Source organism: Streptosporangium sp. G12 (assembly GCF_052983175.1).
In genome coordinates, this window is record NZ_JBRIQO010000001.1 from 222,363 (window position 1) to 237,957 (window position 15,595).

The window sequence follows — 15,595 nt, forward strand, 5'->3', positions numbered from 1 at the left end:
GACAGAGTACGTGAGCCTCGTCGAACTACTCAGTTCATCCGCGAACGGGCACACGGGCCCTGATCGGCCGGCATCGACAACCACAATCTCCACTCCAGGCGCTTGCCCGTTCCAGCCTTTCGAGGAATGGGTTCATCCGGGCAGGTATACGAACCAAATCCGACATCAGATATCAGGAATGTCACACAACATCCTGCTTATCCATCCCATCTGCCATTGAACCACCGCAGAGCGGCAGCGGACCGGCGACAGAGAAGCCGACGTGCCCCGCCTGATTCCCGACAGCGGGTAATCGTCCATGTCACGCGCACGTCCGCACATAAGCGCGGTACGCGCGTCCACGGACGAACTCGCGACCGGTTGTAGGCCGAGGGACCGCTCCCCGAGGATGGGATCTTCGCCGTCAGACCGAAACGGTGCGGGAGGATACGGATGGCCTACGACATCGCCGAGCCCTACGGGCCGCTCATCACGACGACGTTCCGGCTCGTCACCTGGAACGTGTGGGGCAGGTACGGCCCGTGGAAGCGTCGCGAGACCGCGATCCGCGCCACCCTGGAGCGGCACGCCCCCGACGTGGTGGGGCTGGTGGAGGCGTGGGACGGCCAGGACGCACGGCTCGGGATGCCGTACCACGTGTTCGAGGGCGCCTACGAGACCGAGGGCGTGCGCTCCGGCCTGGCCGTCCTGTCGCGCTGGCCGATCGGCGCGCACGAGTCGCGCGAGCTGACCGGTGGCCCGGACGCCGGAGGCCAGGTGCTGTACGCCGGGATCGAAGGCCCGCGCGGCGTCGTGCACGTCTACGTGGTGGCACTGACCTGGCGGCCCGAGCACAGCGGCGAGCGCCAGCGGCAGGTGCGCGAGGTGGCCGCCTTCGTCGCCGAGACGCGGCAGCGCCGGCACCCGACGGTGTTGTGCGGCGACTTCAACGCCGACCCCGACAGTGACGAGCTGCGCATGCTGACCGGCAAGTCCGTTCCGGCCGCACCCGGCCTGGTGTTCCACGACGCCTGGGAGACCGCGGGAAACGGCCCGGCCGGCGGGTACACCTGGGCCAGAAACAACCCGTGGGCGGCGCCGGCGCTGTGGCCGGACCGCAGGATCGACCACGTGCTGTCGGCCTGGCCGCGCCGGGGCGGCGCGGGCCATCCGGTGCACTGCGAGGTGATCGGCGAGGAGCCCGTCGGCGACGTGGTGCCCTCCGACCACTACGGCGTCCTGGCGGACCTGCGCTACTGACGCCGACGCCGGCCTCCCCACCCGACGTTCCCGGATCTACCAACCCCCCCACCCGGAACGTCGTTGTCGCTCAGTTCGTCACCCGGGAACCTCGTGTCCGGAACGTCATGGGCTCCTCAACCGGAAAGCTCGTGCACTGAACCCACCGGAGGTGGTGGAGACATCTTCCGCGCCGAACTCGGCCTATCTCACCTCAGGCCGGCCACAACCTCGATGTGCCGAACGACTCGCAGGAGATCCCACGATTGCAGGCGCTGCTCAAGCTCCTTCACCCGCGGGGCCAGGATGTGCCTCTCCACCTCTGTCAGCTCACCATCAGGTGAACCGCGCCGGGATTGCTGGAGATGGTCTGCCCCGGGTCCGGTGGAGTCGCTGGTCTCCGCACAACCCGGCGCGGTTCACGGTCGCCGTGTACCGCGCCGTGCGGGCCAAGGGTGACACGAAGACCAAGCGATCCAGGCGGGCCCTGAAGCTGCCCAAGAAGGCAGCCGAAGCGCTCAGGGCGCATCATCGGCGCCAAGCTGTTGAGCGGCTTCAGGCGGGCGAGAAGTGGCAGGATCACGATCTCGTCTTCTGCCGTGAGGACGGCACGGCGCTCGACCGGTGGCAGGTGCGCCGGGAGTTCCAGAAGATCACCATGTTGGCGGGACTCGGCGAGGACTGGACGCCTCGCGAACTCCGCCACAGTTTCGTGTCCATCCTGAGCGCGCACGACGTGCCGGTGGAGGACATCAGCGATCTCGTGGGCCACGTCAGCACGCACGTGACCGAGACGGCCTACCGTCACGAGATCAGGCCCGCGCTCACCAAGGGCGCCCAGGCCATGGACAAGATCCTGAAAAGGCAGAGCCGGTCCGCGTGACCCAGCGGCTCCCCGTCTGGCTCCCGAAGATCGGAAAAGGGGCTCCGGAGAGACTCCGAAACCCCTGCCGACCAGCTAAAACCTGGTCGGGACGACAGGATTTGAACCTGCGACCCCTTGACCCCCAGTCAAGTGCGCTACCAAGCTGCGCTACGTCCCGGTTGTCCGGCGCCCTCTCGGGCGGGACGTCATAACCTTAGCGCAGATCGAGGGGGCTTCGCACACGGCGACGCCCGCGAGGGCAGGCGATCGCGCGAAGGGCGAGGGCACGTGGGGCGTAAGGCGTTGATCGACCAGGAGGAGCTGCGGCGACTGGCCGGGCAGGGGTTGTCGAACGCGGAGCTGGCCGCGCGGTTCGGGGTGAGCGAGTCCGGGATCTTGCAGGCGAAGCGGGCGGCCGGGCTCTCGAAGCCGATGCTCGATCACTCGCGGGCCATCCCGTGGAAGCTGGACCGGGCGCACAACCAGTCCGGGCCCGCGACGAACCTGCGCAATCTCTCGTCCGTGGCGCAGGGGCGGGCGATTCCCGCCGAGAAGCTGAACACGGCGCTGCGCTGGGCCGGACGGCTGGTCGCCTCCGGCATGGACATCTCGTACGAGTCCGGCAGGGGGTTCCTCGAGGTTCCCGCCTCTCCCGGGGATTGGCTGGTCGAAAGGATGGTGAACGAGGCCCGGAAGGCGATCGACGCCGCCGGAGCCTCCGGCGGCGTCGAGGATCACGCGAAGGAGTGAGCACGAGTGCGGGGCCGTGATCGAAGGCTCAACAAAAGATCAGTAACTACCCGAAAAATCTCGGTAAAACATTAAATCCAGACCGAGTAGTGGCACGCCGCAGATGTCGGTAACCGGTTTCGAGCCTTGACCCTAGGGCAGCGCACGGGTACAAGCGCCTACACAACCGGAGGCAGACATGTCCACCGTGATCTGGGTGGCCGTCGTCGTGGTCGCGGTGGTGGCGATCGTCGCAGTCGGCTATTTCGTGCTGCAGCAGCAGCGCCGACACCGGCTTCGCGACCGCTTCGGCCCCGAATACGAACGTACCGTTCAGGAGCGCGAGAACAGGCGCGACGCCGAGCAGGAACTCATCGCTCGCGAGCAGCGCTTCAGCTCCCTCGACATCCGCGCCCTGGACGCCGGGACGCGCGAGATCTACGCGAAGAAGTGGATGGAGGTCCAGGAGCGGTTCGTGGACGCTCCCGGCTTCGCGGTGACGGAGGCCGACCACCTGGTCACCTCCGTGATGGCGGAGCGCGGCTACCCGACCGAGGACTTCGAGCAGCGGCTCTCCGACCTGTCGGTCGCGCACGGCCGCACTCTCGACCACTACCGGCAGGCTCACGAGATCAGCACCCGGGCCGCGCACAAGGAGGCCTCCACCGAGGAACTCCGGCAGGCCATGGTTCACTACCGCGCCCTGTTCGAGGAACTGCTCGATGCCCCCGGCAGTTCGGCCGACGGCGACCGGGGTTCCCGGCGGGCCGAGGCCGTCGGCGGGGACTCAGGGCGGACGGGTTCCACGGTTCCCACCGATCGGGACGTCCCAGGGGCGAATTCCCCCGAGCCCGAGACCACCGACGACGCCGGGCGAGCCTCCCGACGCGACACCCAAGGACGGTGAACCGAGATGAACGACCGATTCAATCCCGATAAGGACCAGCTGGTCCACAAGGCGGACGAGAACGACGACCGGGCGGTCCGCAAGTTCGACGAGGACGATCTGAACGCGCCGCGGCACGGGCAGGACGTGACCCCCGAGTTCCAGGAGCCGCGCCACGGCGACGCCGGCCGCACGGACACCGCGCCCGTCGACCCGGACACCGGTACGCGCGACCCCCTGATCGGTGACCGCGACGACGTCCTCGTCGTCGAATCGAGCGACGACCGGCGCGTCACCACCGGTTCGGACGCCCCGCTCGACGACGACCGGCGCGGCGTGCCGGGTGATCTCAACGACGACGGCAGGAACGACAGCCCGTTCGCCCACGCCCAGTCCTCCGCCGCGACCCCGGGCACGCCGGTGGCCGGCACCGCCGCGCACGACGCCACGGTGCCCGGCACGGGCTCCCCGGTGACCCCCGGTTTCCCCGAGAACACCGCGGACCGGCCGGACGACGTGCTCGACGAGGGTACGGGCTTCACCCCCACGGAGACCGAGCAGACGCCCGCCGCCACCGCGCCCGCCACTGCCGGGGCCCTGTTCGATCAGGACGCCGACGACGTACGGCGGCGCTGGCAGGAGGTTCAGGCCGGTTTCGTGGACGACCCGCGTGACGCGGTGGAACGGGCCGACTCCCTGCTCGACGAGGTCACGAGTTCCCTGCGGAACGCGCTGGAGACCCGGGCCACCGAGCTCCAGGGGCGCTGGAAGAACACCGAGAAGAACGACACCGAAGACCTCCGGACCGCTCTGCGCGACTACCGGGCGACTCTGGAACAGCTCCTGAACGTCTCCGCTGGAACGAGGTAACCATGCTCGCAATCGCCGCCGCCGTCGTGTTCGGCCTTGGATTCCTGCTTGACCTGATCAACACCAGGCTCGGCCCGCTCACCGGGACCGGCTTCCTGCTTCTCGGACTTCTGCTGCTCGCACTGCACCAGGCCGGGATCGGCTCGGCCGGCCCGCGGACCACCACCGGTGGCGGGGGCGGCTGGCGCCGTAGGCGCTAGGCCTTCCGGAGGCGGCCCCGCACCGGGGAGGTCCGCCTCAAGGATGGCTGTCGAAACGGGAAGGGCCTCGTCCACGCGGACGGGGCCCTTCCCGTTCGTCCGCCCGCCTCCCATTCGCCCGTCCGCCTGCGCCCCGTTCGTCCGTCCGCCCGGCCTCCCGTTCCTTGGGAGGCCGGGAGCCGGGCAGGCCGAGCGGTGCGGGCGGTGCGGGCGAAGGACACGTGAGGGCGCACGGAGCCCCGGCGGTGCCGTCCGGCGTTTCCGGCGGGGACCCGCGCAGGGCATGAGAAAACCGGCGTCGATGGCGATGTGCGCGCCTCGCGCCGGCGAAGGGGAGGAAGGAAGGCGAAGATCGTGGGCGGCGCCACGTGGCCACGTGGCGCCGCCCACGATCCCCGCACGGGTCCGGGCGTGTCCCGGAGCGGCGGGTTCAGACCTCGAACGACATTCAGACCTTGAACGACATGGTGATGAACGTTCCCGAGGCCCCGGTCTCGAACTTGATGTCGGAGCTGACCATCCGGGCCACCCACAGGCCCATGCCGCTGGTCGCGTGCGGCCCGGGGGGTGTCTCCCCCGGGTTGGGTCCGGGGTCCCACTGACCCTCGTCGTGGATCTCCACGACGAGGGTCCGGCCGACCGTCCACATCCGCAGCACGGCCTTGGCGGTGGTGTGACCGTGGGTGACCGCGTTGGTGGCCACCTCGTTCAGCGCCACCAGGAAGTCGGCGAGGCCCTCCTGGGACATGCCGCTCCGCACGGCCTGGGCGGAGGCGAAGTCGCGCACGTCGGGAAGGTCAGGAAGGCAGAAGGCGAGCTCGGCGACAGCGGCTCCGGCCGGGATCATCGGGGAACGGCCGCCGCTCGCCGTGAAGCGAGCGGGACGAACACCGTCCTCGTTCACCCGAGATCCGCCTCCCCTGTCCCAGTCCGCCGTTGTCCTCAGCATCCGGGATCCATTCAAACGCACCTTACGCCACGTCCGTTGTCGCCGACTTGGGTGCCCTGTAACGAGCGGTGTATTCAGCATTCGGCGACAAGTTCCTCGCGGAGCTGGTCAAGCACCTTCCGCAGGATACGGGAGACGTGCATCTGGGAGATCCCGAATTCCGCCGCTATCTCGGCCTGGGTCATGTTGCCGAAGAAACGCAGCAGGAGGATGTTCTTCTCCCGATCCGGCAGCTTGTCGATCAGCGGCTTGACCGCCTCTCGATCCACGAGCGTGCCCAGCGCGTCGTCCTCGTCGGGGATGACGTCGCCCAGCGCGGCGGCGTCGTCGTCGGCGCCGAGCGGGGCGTCCAGCGAGAGGGCGCTGTAGGCGGCGGAGGCGTCGAGGGTGAGCAGGACGTCCTCTTCGGAGATGTGCATCTTCTTGGCCAGCTCGGCGACCGTGGGGGCTCGGCCGAGGTCCTGGCTGAGGTCGGAGACCAGGCGGTTCAGCTCGGCCCTGCGCTCCTGGTAGACGCGGGGGACGCGGATGGCCCAGGTGCGGTCGCGGAAGTGGCGCTTGACCTCACCGGTCATGGTGACCACGGCGTAGCCGCGGAAGGGGTGCCCGAGGGTCGGGTCGAAGCCGTTGATGGCCTTCATCAGCCCCACGTACGCGGCCTGCAGGAGATCCTCCAGCGGCTCGCCGCGGTAGCGGTAGCGGCGGGCGATCTCCATGGCGAGGTGGCGGTGCATCTCGACGATGCGCTCACGCAGACGCTCGGCGCGGTACTCGGAGATCTCAGGCAGGGACATCTCGGCGAGGAGTTCCTCAGCGGTCATGTCGGTGAGTGCGAGTGCCTGAACAGACATTGCTGCTCCCTGGTATTACTGTCGGGCGAGCCGACCGCGGAAGCAACATCCGGGCAGACGGCATCGCCTCGACCTGTTTTTCGAGGCGAGGCCCTCTGCTGGACCTCTGGTTCCATTATTGCCCGGAATCCTGGAGTATTACTCGCCCCCAGGTAACAGTAAGGTTGCTAATCGAATGGCACGAGGAGGCCCTGAGTGACGGTGTCGGAGAACGGCGAGAGATCGGCAGCCCTGACTCTCACGTCGGCGCTCGTCAGTGGGATCAACGTGATCCGGGTGACGGGTCTGCTGGACGCGACGACGAGGGATCAGTTCGCCGACTACCTGGCGGCGGAGACCGGCGAGCACGGTCTCGACATGGCGCTGGATCTGAGCGGGGTGACCTTCATGGACTCACGCGCGCTGGGACTCATCGTCCACCACTGGCAGGTCAGCACCACCGCGGGCGCCAAGTTCGCCCTCATCGGAGTGGAGTACGCCAAGACCAAGGTGATGTGGATCACCGGCCTGGCCCAGCGTCTGCCCCTGTACGACACGATCGACGACGCGATCGCCGCCTTCGGCTAGCGGCCGATCGTCTCGGCCGGCCGGGGACCGCCCCGGCCGGCCGAGACGATCAAGTACCGATCACCGAGGGCGGGGGCCGCCGGCAGGGGCCTCAGTCCTCTTTGTCCTCTTTCTTCGCCTCGCGGTTGCGCTGGTGCTCCTCGACCAGCAGCTTGGCCAGGTCGGCGACCTTCACCTGGTGGTGCTGCGAGATGCGGCGCAGCTCGTCGAAGGCCGCCTCGGCCGAGCAGCCGCTGGACTTCATGATGATGCCCTTGGCCTGGTCGATGATCGCCCGGCCGGCGAGGGCCTCCTGCATCTGGGCCGCGTCGGTGCGGACCTCGTCGTAGTCCCACATGTTGGCGAGGGCCACCCCCACCTGCTCGGCGAGCATCTCGGCCAGCGGCGGGACGTTCCTGGCCGCGAAGACGCCGGGGCGCACCCCGTACATGCCGAGGACCAGGACGGCGTGCTCGATGACGATGGGCATCGCCAGGACCGAGCGGACGCCGCAGCGGACGGCCATACCGGTGTACGCCGGCCAGCGGGGCTCGCGCAGGACGTCCTGGACGATCACGTGGCGCCCGGTGGCGCGGGCCTCGGACGAGGGGCCCTCGCCGAGTTCCTCCTCGCTGTCGAGGAGCACGATGAGCTCGCTGTGGGAGGCTGAGACGACCATACGCTCCCGGCGCCAGAGCTCGGCGGAGCCGCCCGCGCAACCGGGCACACCGCCCGCGAGGGTGGCCGTGAGCCCGCGCAGCACGCTCTCGGTCGACGTTTCCTCGCTGACCCTGCCAAGGACCGCGAGGTCCCGGGCGAGAACAGGGGTGACCATGTCCATCTCGCGACTCCCCTTGTCTGTGTCGCTAACTTAACCACTATCCGACCACGCATCGATTCGACCTACCGGGTGGCGTACCGTCTACGACGGGACCAGCCCACTCCGGCCCCTGACGAGGACGAGCATTGACCGACGCCATTGGCCTTCAGACCCTGGAGCAGGCGCTGAACGCGCTGACCACCAGGGTCTCCTCCCTGCGTGAGGCGAAGTCCGCCTACCCCGCCGACCCCCGGTCCACACTCGACGCGGCGCTCGCGGAGCTCGACACCGCCCGCGAGCTGCTGGACGCCTCGGTGCGCGAGCTGCGCAAGGCGCCCAAACGCTCGGGCGAGCGGGAGAGCGGGTCGCAGCGGGAGCTCAAGCTGCTGCGGCAGGTGTTCCGCACCTTCCCCATCCCGGTGGTGGTGCTGGACGCCTCGGGGGTGGTGCGGCGGATCAGCGCCGAGACCTCCCGGATGCTGGGCAGTCCCGCGGGATACCTGATCGGCCGCTCGTTCCCGCTGTTCGTCGACGTCTCCCGGCGGGCGGCGTTCCGCTCGCACCTGACGGCGGTCCAGCAGGGCGGCCAGACCGCGACCCTCCAGACGCGGCTGGCCCACCAGGGCCGCGCGCACACGGTGCAGCTGGCCGTCACCCGGCTCACGATGCCGGGCGAGCCGCAGGAGATGGTCGCGGTCATGATCCTGCCGCTGGAGGCGCAGGTGGCGGGGCCGCCCCACGGCCCGGCCGACCGCTCGGACGCCACCCTGGTCATGGCCGCGGCGCGCCGGCAGGAGCTGCTGGCCAGGATGACCCGCCTGCTGCTCGACGAGGAGAGCCTGCGCCAGCCGGTGACCGTCACCAGGGCCTCCCGGCTGCTGGCCGCCGAGTGGGCCGACTGGGTGATCGCCGACGTGGTCCGCGACGGCATGCCCAGGCGGGCCTGTGTGCTCGGCCCGAGCGACAAGCCGGTGACCCAGCTGGTCCGCCTCGCCGAGGGGATGAACCCGCTGACCGCGCCGGCCGTCGCGCACGTGCTGACCGGCGGTTCTGGCGTGGTGCACGAGATGCTGGAGGACGACGGGCTGCTCGGCGACGTCCCCGGCGGCCCGCCGCTGCTGCGGGTGATGGGGGCCGCCTCGGTGCTGATCGTGCCGATCGGCGGCGAGGAGGGCGTGCTGGGCTCGCTGACCCTGGTGCGGCTGCGCGACCGCGAACCGTTCTCGCTGGCCGATCTCGGGCTGATGGAGGAGATCGGCGTCCATCTGGGGCTCGCGCTGCGCGCGCGGCGCAGCTTCCAGACCCGCTCGCGGGCGGCCGACGCGCTGCGTACCAGCGTGGTGCCCCGGAGCCTGCCGGACATCCCGGGATTCGAGGCGGCGGCCATCTACAACGCGGGCTCTAGCCCGGTCGGCGCCGAGTTCTACGACGTCTTCCGCGCCGGCGAGGGGTGGGGGTTTGCCCTCGGGGGCGCCGCGGGCAAGGGTGAGGAGGCCGCTTCGGTCAGCGCCATGGTGCGCAACGGCCTGCGCGTGCTCAGCGTCTGGGAGACCGACCCCGGCGAGGTGATGCGCAAGCTGAACCAGGCCCTGACCGCCCAGCACAACGGCATGTTCGTGATGGCGGTGACCGGGTTCATCAAGGCGCGCAAGATCAGGCTGGCCAGCGCGGGGCACCACCCCGCCGCGCTGCTGCTGCCCGACGGCGGGGTGCGGTTCACCGCCGGGGGTGGTGTTCCGCTGGGCATCGCCCCCGAGGCGGAGATGTTCACCGAGGAGGTCACGCTGACCTCCGGCCAGACCCTGGTCTTCTACTCCGACGGCCTGGTGGCCTCGCAGAACGAGCTGGGCGAGTCCTACGGCGAGACCAGGCTGGCGGACGTGCTGGCGCGCTGCGTGGCACAGTCTCCCGCCGAGATCGTCAAAACCGTGGAGGAGGACCGGCACGCTTTCTCCGGCGGGAGAGTTTGGGATGAGATCGTGATACTCGCCCTCCGTGTCGTATAGCTTGACTAACTCGGTGTGACCCGTCGGTCCTGCCGAGCGATGAGGGGCCGCGCCCGGCGGCGCCCGTGTCCGACGAAGTGGGGCGGGGTATGGGATCGCTTCAGGATCGGCCCTCTTCGGGTCGGACCGAACCGGGCGAGCGTCCCCGCCCCTCCTTCCCCGGCCTGGCCGGGTCCGGGACGCTCGGATGACCTCCATCCACCAGGCCGCGGTGTACGGCTCCGACGGGGGCTTCCTGGCGATGGCGCTGCCCTTCGTCCGGGACGGGCTGGCCAAGGGCGACCCGGTGATGGTCGCGACCACCTCGGCCAACCTGGAGCTTCTCGGGGGCGCCCTGGGCAGGGACGGCCGGCTGGTCGACTACGCGGAGACGGCGTTCCTGGGCCGCCGGACGGTGGAACGTGCCACCGCCTTCCACCGCTACTGGCAGCGGCGCGGCGCCGAGGCCCCGCGCGGCGGGCACGTGCGGATCCTCGCCGAACCGGTGTGGGCCGGACGCGCGCCCGCCGACGTGCGGGCCTGGCAGCGCATGGAGGCGGGCCTGAACCTGCTGCTGCGCGCCACCAACGTGTGGATGATCTGCCCGTACGACGAGAGGACGGCGGATCCGGGGGTGGTGGCGACCGCGCGGCGCACCCACCCCACGCTCTCCGAGGACGGCGTCTCGATGACGCCCTGCCCCGAGTACGCCGATCCCGCGGACTTCATCGGCGAGTGCGACTCCTTCCCGCCCCTCGAACCACCGGGTGACTCGGCCGCCGCGCACGTGGAGACGCTCCACGCCCTGCGGGTGTTCGTCACCGGCCACGCGTCCTTCATGGGGCTGAGCCACGACCGCGCGAAGCTGCTCTCGGTCGCCGCCTGCGAGGTGGCCGCCCTGCTGGGGCCGCCCGTGACGGTGCGGATGTGGGAGCGGCTGGGCGCGATCACCTGTCACGTCGACCGCCGGGGCGGGCGTGTCGCCGATCCGGTCGCGGGCTTTCTCCCGCCGGGTTCGGCGGCCGGCCCCGGCGACGGCCTGTGGATCGCCAGGCAGCTGTGCGACCGCCTCGACATCCACAATGACCGGCACGGATGCGTGATCCAGCTGCACGTCCCGAGTGCCAGGGCCGAGGAGTCGCGGCAGAGCAGGTCCTATTAGCGAGCCCGGTTCCTTGACAAGGGTTTGGCTTTGGCGGAGATCGGGGTATGGTTGACCTCATACAGACGTGTGCCTAAGACGCAGGCACCCCTGAAGGAATCACAGGCTTTCCATGCCTAATCTCCTCCCAGAGGTGTGCCGTGAACATTGCATTCGTCTCCTCCGAGGCTCTCTCCTCCACCCAGGACGAGTCCGACCTCGCCGCCCAGCGCGCTCACCTGATGGCAGTCGCCCGTGAGCTCGGCCGCGAGCACAAGGTCACGATCTACAGCCGGAGGAACTCCGACTCGGAGAAGTCCAAGGTCCGCGTGTCGCAGGGCGTCACCCTGGAGAACCTGACCGCCGGGCCCGCGCAGAACCTTCCCGAGGACAGCGTCCTGCCCTACCTGTCCGACCTCGGCGACCAGCTGATGCACCGCTGGGGGCAGGAACGCCCGGACGTCATCCACGCGCACTCCTGGACCGGCGGGCTGGCCGCGATCGCCGGAGCGAACGGTCTCAACGTGCCGTTCACCCAGACCTTCAGCAGCGAGAACACCCGCGACGCCAAGAAGGTCCGGCTGCAGCGGGCCATCGGGCGCCGGGCCAGCGCGGTGATCGCCGGGTGCGGCGACGAGGAGAGCTCGCTGATCCGGCTGGGCGTGCCGCGCCGCAACATCTCGGTCGTCCCGTGCGGCGTCGACGTCGAGCGGTTCCGCCGCCAGGGTCCTGCCGCCGCCCGCGGCACCCGGCCCCGCCTGCTGCACGTCGGCCCGCTCACGGCCGACAAGGGCGTGCACACCGCGATCCGCGCGCTGGAGGGCATCCCCGAGGCCGAGCTGATCATCGCCGGTGGTCCCGCGTCCGTCGACCTGGAGCACGACGCCGACGCGCACCGCATGATGCTGCTGGCCAAGGAGATCGGCGTCGACGACCGGATCACCGTTCTCGGTCACATCCCGCACTCCTCGGTCGCCAAGCTGATGCGCAGCGCCGACGTGGTCGTCTCGCTGCCCAGGGAGGCGCCGGCAGGCGTCGTGGCGCTGGAGGCCATGGCCTGCGGCGTTCCCGTCATCGCCTCCGCGGTGGGAGCCCACCTCGACTCCGTGGTGGACGGGGTGACCGGCCTGCTGGTGCCCGCCGACCGCCCGGCGCAGACCTCCCGCCTGACCCGCGAGCTGCTCGCCGACCCGACCCGTCGCACCGCGCTCGGCTTCGCCGGTGCCGACCGCGCCCGGTCCCGCTACTCGTGGGAGCGGATCAGCCAGGAGCTCGTCCACGTCTACGAGAACGCGCTGTCCGGCTCCGCCCGCTGACCGCGCCGGCCGGCACCGCGGGCCGCGCTCCGAGACCGGGGGTCCTGAAAAGGGCCTCCGGTCTTTCGCGTACGGAACACGTGGTGACCGGGTCGCGCGGGGCCCCACGACCGAATCGCGTGACACCTGCGACCGGCTCCCTCGACGCCGGGGACCGGGTCGCACGGTCCCGCGACCGGCTCCCGCGACGTCTACGACCGGGTCGCGCGGCGGTGCAGGACGACGCCGAGACCGCTGGCGGCCAGCAGGACGACCCCGGCCACGACCAGGATCACCGCACCGCCCACGGCCCCGTCCGTCCAGTCCCAGACGGCCTCGGGGACGGCGAGCGTCAGCCCTGCCACGCCACTGACGATCAGCACCCAGGTGCGCCGGCGCCCGTACAGCGCCAGGCAGGCCAGCGCGATCACCGCGGTCAGCCAGTATCCCCAGGCGCCTCCGTCCCACAGGACGGGCCACTGGCCGCCGAAGATCGCGATGGCGGCGCCCATGCCCAGCCCCAGGTCGCGCGGGACGAGCAGCCCGGCGAGGGCGGCCACCAGGATGAGCGCGCCCAGCGCGACGTAGGCCAGACCCCAGCCGGGGCCCTCCCCGGCGGAGGCGTCCATCAGGCCGGTCACCGTGAGCAGGGCGAAACCCCCGCAGGCCAGCAGGCCGATCGCGGTGGGCAGCAGCGCGTAGGCCGCCGCCGCGACCACCAGCCCGGCCACGCCGGCGACGAGCACCTCGTGGCGGTCGACCGCCACCCCGGCGCACAGGGCCGCCGTGCCCGAGCCCAGCGCGGCGAGCGTGGCGGCGACCCTGCCCTGCACGGCGGCCGTCCTGCCGGTCGCCGACCGCGCCGCCGCACCGAGTCCCGCGGCCACCGCGAGCAGCAGGAGCGTGACCACGGCGAGGACCGTGATCCTCGCCGGCTGGGTCATCCGGTCCCAGCCCAGGGCGACGAAGGCCGCGGCGCCGGCCAGGACGAGCCCCCCGCCGACGTACGCGAGGATCTCGCTCCACCTGACCCGGTCTCCCGCTCCCGGCTCGCGCAGCGCCTCGCCGACGGCGAGGGCGACCGGCTCCACCTGCTCGGCGCGGAGCTCACCGGACTCCACCAGCCGGGCCAGCGCCCGTCGTACGGCGTCAACGTCGTCCATGTGCGGAATCGTGGCACAGCCGGGCCGGGACGGCACCCCCCGAACCCGTGGGGCGTATGCGAAAACGGGATACCTCTGTTACTGGAGTGCGATCGTTGCTTTGATGTTCCCATGTCGATTCGTGGCACGTTCCTGGGCGTTCTGGCCGCCTCCCTCGCGTTCTCCTCGCTGACCGCGCCGGGCGCGTCCGCGCAGGCGAGCCCGTCCGCCGCTCCCGGATGGGGCGCCCCGGTCCTGGTGGAGAACTTCGACGGCACCCGCGTCGACGGCCGCAGGTGGGTCGTCTACCACTCCCCCGGCGCCGAGACCAACCCGCGCACCGGGCGGGCCACGAGCGTGGGCGGCGGCGTCCTGCGGCTCAAGGGCGGGTTCTACGGCGGCAGGGACCTGTCGGGGGGCATCGCGACCCGCAGCGCGCAGCGGTACGGGCGCTGGGAGGTGCGGCTGCGGGCCGAGCGCGGCGCGGGCTACACCCCGGTGGCGCTGCTCTGGCCGTCCGACCAGGGCGGCGGGGAGTACGCGGAGGTCGACTTCGCCGAGATCATCGACCCGAGCCGCAGGTCGGGCGGGATCTTCGTGCACCGCGGCGACCGGCCCCAGGCCCAGCGGCAGATGCGGGCCGACTTCACCCGGTGGCACACGGTCGCGGTCGACTGGCTGCCCGGACGGCTGACGTTCTGGCTGGACGGCAGGAAGGTGTGGGACTACCGGGGGCCGAACGTGCCGAGGAGCCGCTCCATGCACCTGACGCTCCAGAACGACGTGACGTGCAACGAGTGGTCGCCGTGCCGCAACCGCTCCACTCCCCCGACGGTCAGCATGTACGTGGACTGGGTGAAGGTCTACCGGGCCCCTGTCTGAGCCACAGCCTGAGCCACAGCCTGAGCCACAGCCTGAGCCGCCGTCTGGCGGGAGCCCGGTGAGGCCGGTGGGTCAGAGCAGGTGGGCCGCCTTGAGGGCGAGGTGGATGAGCAGGCGGTCCTCGCCGTCGGCCAGATCCCTGCCGGTGAGCCGTTCCGCCTTGGCCAGCCGGTAGTAGAGCGTCTGGCGGTGCACGCCGAGCGCACCGGCGGTCTCCTGGACGTGGCCGGCGCGGTCGAGGTAGCCCTCCACGGTCCTGGCCAGCTCCGGGTCCTCGCCCAGCCCGGCGATCTCCTCCGCCAGCTCTCGCAGCCCCGCCGGGGACATCCGGGCGAGCAGCCGGTAGACGCCCAGCCCCGGCCAGGTGGCGACGGGGGCCAGCGCGGGCACCCGGCCGGCGACGCCGAGCGCGTGCACGGCCTCCCGCCAGCTTCGCCAGGCCTGCGCGGGTTCTTCCCTGGGGGCGCCGACGCCCACCACCGTCGCGTACATGCCCTGGATCCGGTCGGCCAGTTCCTCCGCCTGGCCCGCCGGGACCAGGAGGGCGACCAGCGGCTCGCCCCGTACCGGGAACGCGGGGTCGGCGAGCACGGCGCGCGGGAGCGTCCACAGGGCGGCGACCCGGTCCGGGGAGGTGCGGGCGGCGATCGCCGCCACCGGGCCGCGCACGTCCTCCAGCCGCGACAGCGCCCGGGAGCGTTCCTCGGCGTCGGAGGAGAACAGCTCCCGCAGGTTCGCGCCCAGGTCCTGGCGGCTGCGGGCCTCCTGCGCCAGGGCGGTGGCGGCCCGGGAGACCAGGTCGCCGACCGAGGCGAGGGCGTCGTCGCCGAGCGTGCCGTCGTCGAGGAGCCACAGGTAGCCGTAGGTCACCTCGTGGTGCCGCAGCGGCACGCACACCCGCGCGAGCACGCCCAGGTCGGCGTCGGCGGGGATGCGGACCGGCCCGCGGGCCCCGGCGATGCCGTACCCCTCGAAGTAGGCGCGCACCTGGTCCGTCGCGCGGCGCCGCAGGATGGACTCCTGGCGCACCACGTCGATGTCGCCGCTCTGCGCGGCGTAGGCCAGGAGCTGGAAGGCCCGGTCCTCCAGGGTGGCCGAGGCGCCCAGCCTGGCGGCGATCTCGTCTACCGTCTCCTGCAACACCCCACCATTGTCGTACATATGTATGAACGCCCCACCCATTGATCGTGGCAGATGCACATGACGGCCGCGCGAG

The 15,595-nt window shown here is 71.0% G+C and carries 16 protein-coding genes and 1 tRNA gene; 11 read left to right on the forward strand and 6 right to left on the reverse strand.

The window, feature by feature from the left end:
• The first annotated feature begins 432 nt into the window (after nt 1–432).
• Nucleotides 433–1,239: an endonuclease/exonuclease/phosphatase family protein gene (locus tag ACVCAG_RS00940; RefSeq protein WP_447189314.1), complete on the forward strand. Its 807-nt coding sequence runs from the start codon at nt 433–435 to the stop codon at nt 1,237–1,239.
• Nucleotides 1,240–1,558: 319 nt separating this feature from the next.
• On the forward strand, nt 1,559–2,101 hold the full coding sequence (locus tag ACVCAG_RS00945; protein ID WP_447189315.1) for a tyrosine-type recombinase/integrase: 543 nt from the start codon (nt 1,559–1,561) through the stop codon (nt 2,099–2,101).
• Nucleotides 2,102–2,184: 83 nt separating this feature from the next.
• On the opposite strand, the gene ACVCAG_RS00950 is transcribed toward ACVCAG_RS00945, so the two are convergent.
• A tRNA-Pro gene (locus ACVCAG_RS00950) sits at nt 2,185–2,261 on the reverse strand.
• 110 nt (nt 2,262–2,371) lie between these two features.
• On the opposite strand from ACVCAG_RS00950, the gene ACVCAG_RS00955 reads away from it, so the two are divergent.
• The 4 genes from ACVCAG_RS00955 (at nt 2,372) to ACVCAG_RS00970 (ending at nt 4,768) form a co-directional block, all read left to right on the forward strand.
• On the forward strand, nt 2,372–2,833 hold the full coding sequence (locus ACVCAG_RS00955; protein ID WP_440082164.1) for a hypothetical protein: 462 nt from the start codon (nt 2,372–2,374) through the stop codon (nt 2,831–2,833).
• 178 nt (nt 2,834–3,011) lie between these two features.
• Nucleotides 3,012–3,719, forward strand: a complete 708-nt coding sequence (locus tag ACVCAG_RS00960) for a hypothetical protein (RefSeq protein WP_440082163.1) — start codon at nt 3,012–3,014, stop codon at nt 3,717–3,719.
• A 6-nt stretch (nt 3,720–3,725) separates the two neighbouring features.
• Entirely contained in the window at nt 3,726–4,568 is an 843-nt protein-coding gene (locus tag ACVCAG_RS00965; protein WP_440082162.1) for a hypothetical protein, read from the forward strand.
• Nucleotides 4,569–4,570: 2 nt separating this feature from the next.
• Nucleotides 4,571–4,768 (forward strand): hypothetical protein, encoded by a 198-nt coding sequence (locus tag ACVCAG_RS00970; protein WP_350967358.1) that lies wholly within the window; start codon nt 4,571–4,573, stop codon nt 4,766–4,768.
• A gap of 448 nt (nt 4,769–5,216) precedes the next feature.
• Here ACVCAG_RS00970 and ACVCAG_RS00975 read toward each other — a convergent pair whose 3' ends face one another.
• Entirely contained in the window at nt 5,217–5,717 is a 501-nt protein-coding gene (locus ACVCAG_RS00975; RefSeq protein ID WP_362675950.1) for an ATP-binding protein, read from the reverse strand.
• 74 nt (nt 5,718–5,791) lie between these two features.
• Nucleotides 5,792–6,568, reverse strand: coding sequence for a SigB/SigF/SigG family RNA polymerase sigma factor (locus ACVCAG_RS00980; RefSeq protein ID WP_362675953.1), 777 nt, complete (start codon nt 6,566–6,568; stop codon nt 5,792–5,794).
• 195 nt (nt 6,569–6,763) lie between these two features.
• Here ACVCAG_RS00980 and ACVCAG_RS00985 point away from each other — a divergent pair, with 195 nt between their 5' ends.
• Nucleotides 6,764–7,135 carry an STAS domain-containing protein gene (locus ACVCAG_RS00985; RefSeq protein WP_329093567.1) on the forward strand — a complete coding sequence of 124 codons (372 nt, stop codon included), beginning with the start codon at nt 6,764–6,766 and terminating at the stop codon, nt 7,133–7,135.
• Between the two features lie 91 nt (nt 7,136–7,226).
• On the opposite strand, the gene ACVCAG_RS00990 is transcribed toward ACVCAG_RS00985, so the two are convergent.
• The gene (locus tag ACVCAG_RS00990; protein ID WP_440082161.1) at nt 7,227–7,955 is read right to left on the reverse strand and encodes an ANTAR domain-containing protein; all 729 of its coding nucleotides are present in this window, start codon (nt 7,953–7,955) and stop codon (nt 7,227–7,229) included.
• Between the two features lie 125 nt (nt 7,956–8,080).
• On the opposite strand from ACVCAG_RS00990, the gene ACVCAG_RS00995 reads away from it, so the two are divergent.
• From ACVCAG_RS00995 to ACVCAG_RS01005, 3 genes are all read left to right on the forward strand, one after another.
• Complete coding sequence (locus ACVCAG_RS00995) at nt 8,081–9,940, forward strand: SpoIIE family protein phosphatase (protein WP_440082160.1); 1,860 nt, start codon at nt 8,081–8,083, stop codon at nt 9,938–9,940.
• A 187-nt stretch (nt 9,941–10,127) separates the two neighbouring features.
• Entirely contained in the window at nt 10,128–11,081 is a 954-nt protein-coding gene (locus ACVCAG_RS01000) for an anti-sigma factor RsbA family regulatory protein (protein WP_440082159.1), read from the forward strand.
• A gap of 140 nt (nt 11,082–11,221) precedes the next feature.
• Entirely contained in the window at nt 11,222–12,376 is a 1,155-nt protein-coding gene (locus tag ACVCAG_RS01005; protein WP_440082158.1) for a glycosyltransferase, read from the forward strand.
• A gap of 191 nt (nt 12,377–12,567) precedes the next feature.
• On the opposite strand, the gene ACVCAG_RS01010 is transcribed toward ACVCAG_RS01005, so the two are convergent.
• Nucleotides 12,568–13,518, reverse strand: coding sequence for a hypothetical protein (locus ACVCAG_RS01010; protein ID WP_440082157.1), 951 nt, complete (start codon nt 13,516–13,518; stop codon nt 12,568–12,570).
• 111 nt (nt 13,519–13,629) lie between these two features.
• Between ACVCAG_RS01010 and ACVCAG_RS01015 the strand changes: the two genes are divergently transcribed.
• Nucleotides 13,630–14,379: a family 16 glycosylhydrolase gene (locus tag ACVCAG_RS01015; RefSeq protein ID WP_440082156.1), complete on the forward strand. Its 750-nt coding sequence runs from the start codon at nt 13,630–13,632 to the stop codon at nt 14,377–14,379.
• Nucleotides 14,380–14,451: 72 nt separating this feature from the next.
• Here ACVCAG_RS01015 and ACVCAG_RS01020 read toward each other — a convergent pair whose 3' ends face one another.
• Nucleotides 14,452–15,522: a helix-turn-helix domain-containing protein gene (locus ACVCAG_RS01020; protein ID WP_440082155.1), complete on the reverse strand. Its 1,071-nt coding sequence runs from the start codon at nt 15,520–15,522 to the stop codon at nt 14,452–14,454.
• Nucleotides 15,523–15,595: the final 73 nt, after the last annotated feature.